Genomic DNA, 6,657 nt, shown 5'->3' with positions numbered 1-6,657 from the left:
CAGGGCGCGGGCGGCCCGGCCGGCCCTACCCCCGCCGCGCTCGCCGGTGTCGGCGCCGCCGCGCTCCCAGACGAGCCCGGAGAGCCGGTCGAGCGCCTCGTACAGGTCGCCCTCCACGTCGAGGTCCCCGGCGACCCAGCCGCGCGCCAGCCCCAGCTCGCCCGGCCGCCACACCATCCGGCGCAGGGCGCGCCGGTGACGGATGACCAGCACGGGTGCGCCCGGCGGGCCGGCCTCACTGCCGTCCCAGGCGCGGATCCGCACCGGGAGAGGGACGGCCGGCAGATCCTCGGCGAGCGCGGCCAGCCGCGAAGCGGCGTCGGACATGGTGCACACCTCCGTGACATCGATCCCAGAAATGCTCAGCACCACGTAAGCACCGACGGCGACGGAAAGCAGTCCCGAAACGACGCGACTCCCGGGCAATTAACGCATCGGCAGCACAGCGCGACTTCCGAGCGCCCCCGCACACGCCGCCGGACACACTCCGGACGCGCCGAGGGGCCGCCCGCACCACGGATGGCGGGCGGCCCCTCGGCGGGACTGCTGTACTGCTACGACTCGGCCGGGGCCGTCGGTCAGGAGGCCTTGGCCTTCTCCGGCTTCGAGGCGGTGGCGGCCGGGGCCGGCTTGGCGGCCTCGTAGAACTCCTCGCGCGGCGACTCGATCGCGCCGAGCGACACGACCTCGCGCTTGAGGAACATCGCGAGCGTCCAGTCCGCGAAGACGCGGATCTTACGGTTCCAGGTCGGCATGGCCAGACCGTGGTAGCCGCGGTGCATGTACCAGGCGAGACGGCCCTTGAGCTTGATCTTCATCTTGCCCATGACGATCATCGCGACGCCCTTGTGCAGGCCGAGACCGGCGACCGCGCCCTTGTTGGCGTGCTCGTAGTCCTTCTGCGGGAAGCCGCGCATGCCGGACACCACGTTGTCGCCGAGGACCCGGGACTGGCGCAGCGCGTGCTGGGCGTTCGGCGGGCACCAGGCGTTCTCGTTGCCCGCCTTGCGGCCGGCGAGGTCCGGGACCTGGGCGTTGTCGCCGGCGGCCCAGATGTAGTCGGTGCCCTTGACCTGGAGCGTCGTCTCGCAGTCGACGTGGCCGCGGGGGCCGAGCGGCAGGCCGTAGCGGGCGAGCGCCGGGTTCGGCTTCACACCGGCGGTCCACACGATGGTGTTGGAGTCGACCTCGAGGCCGTTCTTCAGCACCACATGGCCGTCGACGCAGGAGTCCATGGAGGTGTTCAGGTAGACCTCGACGCCACGGCCCTCGAGGTGCTGCTTGCCGTACTTGCCGAGCTTCGGACCCACCTCGGGGAGGATCTTGTCGGCGGCGTCGACAAGCACGAAGCGCATGTCCTCGCGCGACACGTTGCTGTAGTACTTCGCGGCGTCCCGGGCCATGTCCTCGACCTCGCCGATGGTCTCGGCACCGGCGAAGCCGCCACCGACGAAGACGAAGGTCAGCGCCTTGCGGCGGACCTCCTCGTCGGTCGTCGAGTCGGCCTTGTCGAGCTGTTCGAGGACGTGGTTGCGCAGGCCTATGGCCTCCTCGATGCCCTTCATACCGATGCCCTGCTCGGCGAGGCCGGGGATCGGGAAGGTGCGGGAGACGGCGCCGAGCGCGATGACCAGGTAGTCGAACGGCAGCTCGTACGCCTCGCCGACGAGCGGCGAGACCGTGGCGACCTTGCGGTCCTGGTCGATGGTGGTGACCCGTCCGGTGAGGACCTCGGCCTTGGGCAGCACGCGTCGCAGCGGGACGACGACGTGCCGCGGCGAGATGCTGCCGGCGGCGGCTTCGGGGAGGAAGGGCTGGTACGTCATGTACGAGCGCGGGTCGACGACCGTGACGGTCGCCTCGCCGTAGCGCATCTTCTTCAGAATGCGTCGAGCTGCGTACAGGCCTACGTACCCTCCGCCTACTACGAGGATCCTGGGACGCTCCGTGGTGCTCATGGCATCGAGTATCCACCTCACCGAGGGGGGTCGCTCGTGCGCCCCTTCACAAGGTCCGGGGAGACCTCTGCTACACTGCGCCGCCCACGTGACCGAGGTCATGGCGCGCACCGGGAACCACGGTGTAACGAAGGACGTTGTCGAACCCCTCATCACCCCCCGTGAACTGGACCGGAGAGCCTTCCGTAACGGCGGACCACCACCTTTGTTCATATGGCTGAAACGTGCCTGGGGCTACGAAAGATGGGACAGAGAAGAGCCCCGACGGGTGTCCGCAAGGGCCGTACCGGCCTCCGAGATCCCCGCCAGGGCTCTTTTCCTTGTGAAGAACTTCACGAACTTTCTCCGGTGACCTGTCTCCAGGACCGCCGGAGGGGTGTCGGAGCCGCCTCCGCTACACCAGCGACCAGGCGATTCCGCCGAGGGTCGGGCACACGAACGCGCCTCTCCGACGGATGGTGGGTGTACACGTAAATGCGTACACTGACGTCATGACTGAGAACGCCGTGACCGTACGCGAAGCCCGCGCCCACCTCGCCGACCACATCAACCGGGCCGAGGAGGGCGTCCCGACCGTCATCACGCGCAATGGCGCTCCGGTGGCTGCCGTGGTGCCGATCTCGGACTTCGAAGCGCTGGAGGAAGCGGCCGACGTGATGCTGGCGCGTGAAGCCGAAGCGGTCCTGGCCGAGGGCGGCGCCACCGTGACGATGGCGGAGCTGCTGGCGGACCTGTTCACCGAGCGGGACGGCGAGGCGGCGTGAAGTGCGCCTTCCGGTTCACCGCGGCGGCGCAGCGGCAACTGCGGGCCGTCAGCCGCCCCGACGCCATGCGCATCCTGACCGCACTGACCGCGCTCGGTGACGACCCTCACCGCCAGGACGCCGACGTCAAGAAGCTCACCGGCCCGTCGGGCCTCTACCGGCTCCGGGTCGGGAGCTACCGGGTCGCCTACCAGATCGACGACGGAGAACTCGTCGTCCTCGTGGTCGAGGTGGGCGACCGCCGGGACGTCCACCGCAATCTCTGACGCCCGCCGCCTGCCACCCCCTCAGCGCACCTGGCTCGCCGCGTGATGAGCGGTGCCGTCGAGGCTCGCACACGCAGGTCACTCAGCGGACGTGCAACTCCAAGCGATTCCGTCCAGAATGTCATGTTCGCTGACCACGACCTCGGCGGCGCCGATGTGCTCCATGATCTCCCGCAGGACCAGTGCGCCGGAGACGATGACGTCCACCCGGCCCGCGTGCATGACCGGGATCGCGGCACGCTCGTCGTGGGTCATGGCGAGCAGCCGGGCGGTGACCTCGGCGACCTGGTCGTAGGGGATACGGGAGCGGTGGATGGCCGCCGAGTCGTACTCCTCCAGGCCCAGGGCGATGGCGGCGACCGTCGTCACCGAGCCGGCCAGGCCGACCAGGGTGCGGGCCTCGCGTATCGGGACGGTCCGCTCGGCCAGACCGAGGGCCGCGCGGATGTCGGCGCGGACGGCGGCGACCTCGGACTCCGACGGGGGGTCGGTGCGGACGTGGCGCTCCGTCAGCCGTACGCAGCCGATGTCGACCGAGCGGGCGGCCAGCACGTGCTCGGTGCCCACCACGAACTCCGTCGAACCGCCGCCGATGTCGACGACCAGGTACTCGTCCGTGCCCGCCAGCTCCCGCGTCGCCCCGGTGAAGGAGAACTCGGCCTCCTGGTCGCCGGAGATGACCTCGGGCTCGACGCCCAGGATCTCCAGGACGCCCCGGACGAAGTCGTCGCGGTTCTCGGCGTCACGGGACGCGGACGTCGCCACGAAGCGGACCTTCTCCGCGCCCAGTTCCTTGATGACGGCGGCGTACTCGCGGCACGCCGCGAACGTCCGCTCCAGCGCCTCGGGCGCCAGCCGGCCCGTACGGTCGACGCCCTGGCCGAGCCGGACGATCGTCATGCGCCGGTCCAGGTCGACGACGGTGCCCGCGGCGGGATCGATGTCCGCCACCAGGAGGCGGATGGAGTTCGTACCGCAGTCGATGGCCGCTACTCGGGTCACTGTCCGTCCTTCTCCTCGGTCTTCTCCGCGCGGTCGACGGTCACACACGGTCCCTTCGCCCACCACTCCGGCAGCATCGCGAGGGCCTCGTCGCCCAGCGGGTTCACGCCGGGGCCGGCGACCAGCGAGTGGGCGACCAGAACATGCAGGCACTTCACGCGGTCCGGCATGCCGCCCGCGCTGGGGAAGCCCGCGAGGACCTCGATGGCGTCACGGCGCGCGATGTAGTCCTCGTGCGCGGCGCGGTAGGCGGCGGCCAGCTCGGGGTCGGTGCCGAGCCGCTCGGTCATCTCCTTCATGACGCCGTTCGCCTCCAGTGTGCCGATCGCGGAGTTGGCGCGGGGGCACGTGAGGTAGTACGTCGTGGGGAAGGGCGTGCCGTCGGGGAGCCGGGGGGCGGTCTCCACGACGTCGGGCTCGCCGCACGGGCAGCGGTGCGCGATGGCCCGCAGGCCGCGCGGCGGGCGGCCGAGCTGTTCCTTGAAGGCCGCGACGTCGGCCTCGGTCGGCTCGGTGCGTTCGGTCTGCGGAGGGGGCGTTTCCATGCCTGCCTTGATCCTGCTTGATCCTGGTGGAACTACGGGGCTATCGGTTCTCCTGGTCGGCGCGGTCCACGCCGTCCCAGACGTTGGAGTACCAGGGCAGGCCGGTGCCGCCCTGGTCGGTGCGGCGCTGCCGCGCCGCCTCGGGGTCGTTCATGGTGAAGGCCGTCTCGCCCGGCATCGCGTAGTGCAGATGCCGGCGGGCGAGCTGCCGGATGTAGGCGTCGTCCTGGAGGCGCGCCTTCTCGTCGCGGAGCCGCTCGACGCGGGCGGCGGCCTCCCGCGCCAGCCGCTCCTGCTCGGCGATATCGCTGCGCTGGGACACATACTGACGCATCGGGTAGGCGAGGGCCACGACCATGGTGCAGACGACAAGGGCGAGGAAGGCGGCCCGGCCGGTGAGCCGGGAGCGGCGCGCCTGGCGGCGGCTCTGGGAGCGGTAGACGCGCGCGGCGGTCTGCTCGCCGAGCAGCCGCAGCCTGGTCGCGGTCGAGAACCGGTCCCGGTCCTGCCCCATCGGCTCGCCCCTCCTTACATACGACGTCCCCGGACACGGTACGGGACCGTGGCCGGGGACGTACGCAACGGCGGTACTACGACGGCGTCAGCCTGTGCCGGCGGGGTGTCAGCCCTTGAAGCGCGGGAACGCGCTGCGGCCCGCGTACACCGCCGCGTCGTCGAGGATCTCCTCGATGCGCAGCAGCTGGTTGTACTTGGCGACGCGCTCGGAGCGGGCCGGGGCACCGGTCTTGATCTGGCCGCAGTTGGTGGCGACGGCCAGGTCGGCGATGGTGACGTCCTCGGTCTCGCCGGAGCGGTGGGACATCATGCACTTGAAGCCGTTGCGCTGGGCCAGCTCGACGGCGTCCAGGGTCTCGGTCAGCGAACCGATCTGGTTGACCTTGACGAGCAGGGCGTTGGCGGCGGCCTCCTCGATGCCGCGGGCCAGGCGCTCCGGGTTGGTGACGAACAGGTCGTCACCGACGAGCTGCACCTTGGTGCCGAGCTTCTCGGTGATGGTCTTCCAGCCGTCCCAGTCGTCCTCGAACAGCGGGTCCTCGATGGAGACGAGCGGGTACGCGTCGACGAGCTCCGCGTAGTAGTCGGTCATCTCGGAGGCCGTGCGGGACTTGCCCTCGAACTCGTACGCGCCGTCCTTGTAGAACTCGGACGCGGCGACGTCCAGCGCGAGCGCGATGTCGCGGCCCGGGGTGTAGCCGGCCTGCTTGATCGCCTCGAGGATGAGGTCGAGCGCGGCGCGGTTGGACTCGAGGTTCGGGGCGAAGCCACCCTCGTCGCCGAGGCCGGTGGAGAGACCCTTGTCCTTCAGGACCTTCTTGAGGGTGTGGTAGACCTCGGTGCCCCAGCGGAGGGCCTCGGAGAAGGACTCCGCGCCGATCGGGGCGATCATGAACTCCTGGATGTCCACGTTGGAGTCGGCGTGCGAGCCGCCGTTCAGGATGTTCATCATCGGCACCGGGAGCAGGTGCGCGTTGGGGCCGCCCAGGTAGCGGAAGAGCGGCAGGTCGGACGCCTCGGAGGCGGCGTGCGCCACGGCGAGGGAGACGCCGAGGATGGCGTTGGCGCCGAGCGAGGACTTGTCCGGGGTGGCGTCCAGGTCGAACATCGCCTGGTCGATCAGCCGCTGCTCGGTGGCGTCGTAGCCGACGAGCTCCGGGCCGATCTGTTCGATGACGGCGAGGACGGCCTTCTCGACGCCCTTGCCGAGGTAACGGTCCTTGTCACCGTCGCGGAGCTCGAGGGCCTCGAAAGCACCGGTGGAGGCACCGGAGGGGACGGCAGCACGGCCGGTGCTGCCGTCGTCGAGGCCGACCTCGACCTCGACCGTGGGGTTGCCTCGGGAGTCCAGGATTTCCCGGGCTACGACGACGTCGATGGACGGCACGAGCATCTCCTTCTGGGATGTGACGCATGGAGTGCAGGATCTTTGGCCTTGCGGCAAGAGCCTAACCGGCTCCGGGGCCGGCACCCGCGACCGCCCGCCCCCTGGGACGAAAAAGGGCGCAAGGCCCCGCGTTGAGGGACAAAGAGACACCCGACCTACCAACCGGTAACCGCCCTGAGCGCCCCCTCACTCATCCGTCCCGGCCTGGTTTGCCCGGAA

General features: G+C 70.2%; 7 protein-coding genes and 1 pseudogene. 2 read left to right on the top strand and 6 right to left on the bottom strand.

The window, feature by feature from the left end:
* Both FVS66_RS05835 and FVS66_RS05830 read right to left on the bottom strand, forming a co-directional pair.
* A pseudogene (locus FVS66_RS05835) lies at positions 1–327 on the bottom strand (SAM-dependent methyltransferase); the annotation flags it as partial.
* A 251-nt stretch (positions 328–578) separates the two neighbouring features.
* Positions 579–1,958 (bottom strand): NAD(P)/FAD-dependent oxidoreductase, encoded by a 1,380-nt coding sequence (locus FVS66_RS05830; RefSeq protein ID WP_149179912.1) that lies wholly within the window; start codon positions 1,956–1,958, stop codon positions 579–581.
* A 491-nt stretch (positions 1,959–2,449) separates the two neighbouring features.
* Between FVS66_RS05830 and FVS66_RS05825 the strand changes: the two genes are divergently transcribed.
* Positions 2,450–2,722, top strand: a complete 273-nt coding sequence (locus tag FVS66_RS05825) for a type II toxin-antitoxin system Phd/YefM family antitoxin (RefSeq protein WP_149179911.1) — start codon at positions 2,450–2,452, stop codon at positions 2,720–2,722.
* Positions 2,719–2,988: a type II toxin-antitoxin system RelE/ParE family toxin gene (locus tag FVS66_RS05820; protein ID WP_149179910.1), complete on the top strand. Its 270-nt coding sequence runs from the start codon at positions 2,719–2,721 to the stop codon at positions 2,986–2,988. The genes FVS66_RS05825 and FVS66_RS05820 overlap by 4 nt, the downstream gene beginning before the upstream one ends.
* A 78-nt stretch (positions 2,989–3,066) precedes the next feature.
* Here the strand turns inward: FVS66_RS05820 and FVS66_RS05815 are convergent, their stop codons facing one another.
* The 4 genes from FVS66_RS05815 to eno all read right to left on the bottom strand — a co-directional run bounded on the left by FVS66_RS05815 (position 3,067) and on the right by eno (position 6,438).
* Positions 3,067–3,990 (bottom strand): Ppx/GppA phosphatase family protein, encoded by a 924-nt coding sequence (locus FVS66_RS05815; protein WP_149179909.1) that lies wholly within the window; start codon positions 3,988–3,990, stop codon positions 3,067–3,069.
* Positions 3,987–4,535, bottom strand: coding sequence for a DUF501 domain-containing protein (locus tag FVS66_RS05810; protein WP_149179908.1), 549 nt, complete (start codon positions 4,533–4,535; stop codon positions 3,987–3,989). The genes FVS66_RS05815 and FVS66_RS05810 overlap by 4 nt, the downstream gene beginning before the upstream one ends.
* A 40-nt stretch (positions 4,536–4,575) precedes the next feature.
* A complete protein-coding gene (locus FVS66_RS05805; RefSeq protein ID WP_149179907.1) occupies positions 4,576–5,049 on the bottom strand; it encodes a septum formation initiator family protein in 474 nt (157 codons plus the stop codon).
* 108 nt (positions 5,050–5,157) lie between these two features.
* A complete protein-coding gene (gene eno, locus FVS66_RS05800) occupies positions 5,158–6,438 on the bottom strand; it encodes a phosphopyruvate hydratase (RefSeq protein ID WP_187645403.1) in 1,281 nt (426 codons plus the stop codon).
* Positions 6,439–6,657: the final 219 nt, after the last annotated feature.

The sequence above is a fragment of the Streptomyces sp. TRM49041 genome, assembly GCF_008271805.1.
Lineage (GTDB): Bacteria > Actinomycetota > Actinomycetes > Streptomycetales > Streptomycetaceae > Streptomyces.
Note: the sequence above shows the minus strand (reverse complement) of the source record. Positions and strands in the feature narration are given on the sequence as shown.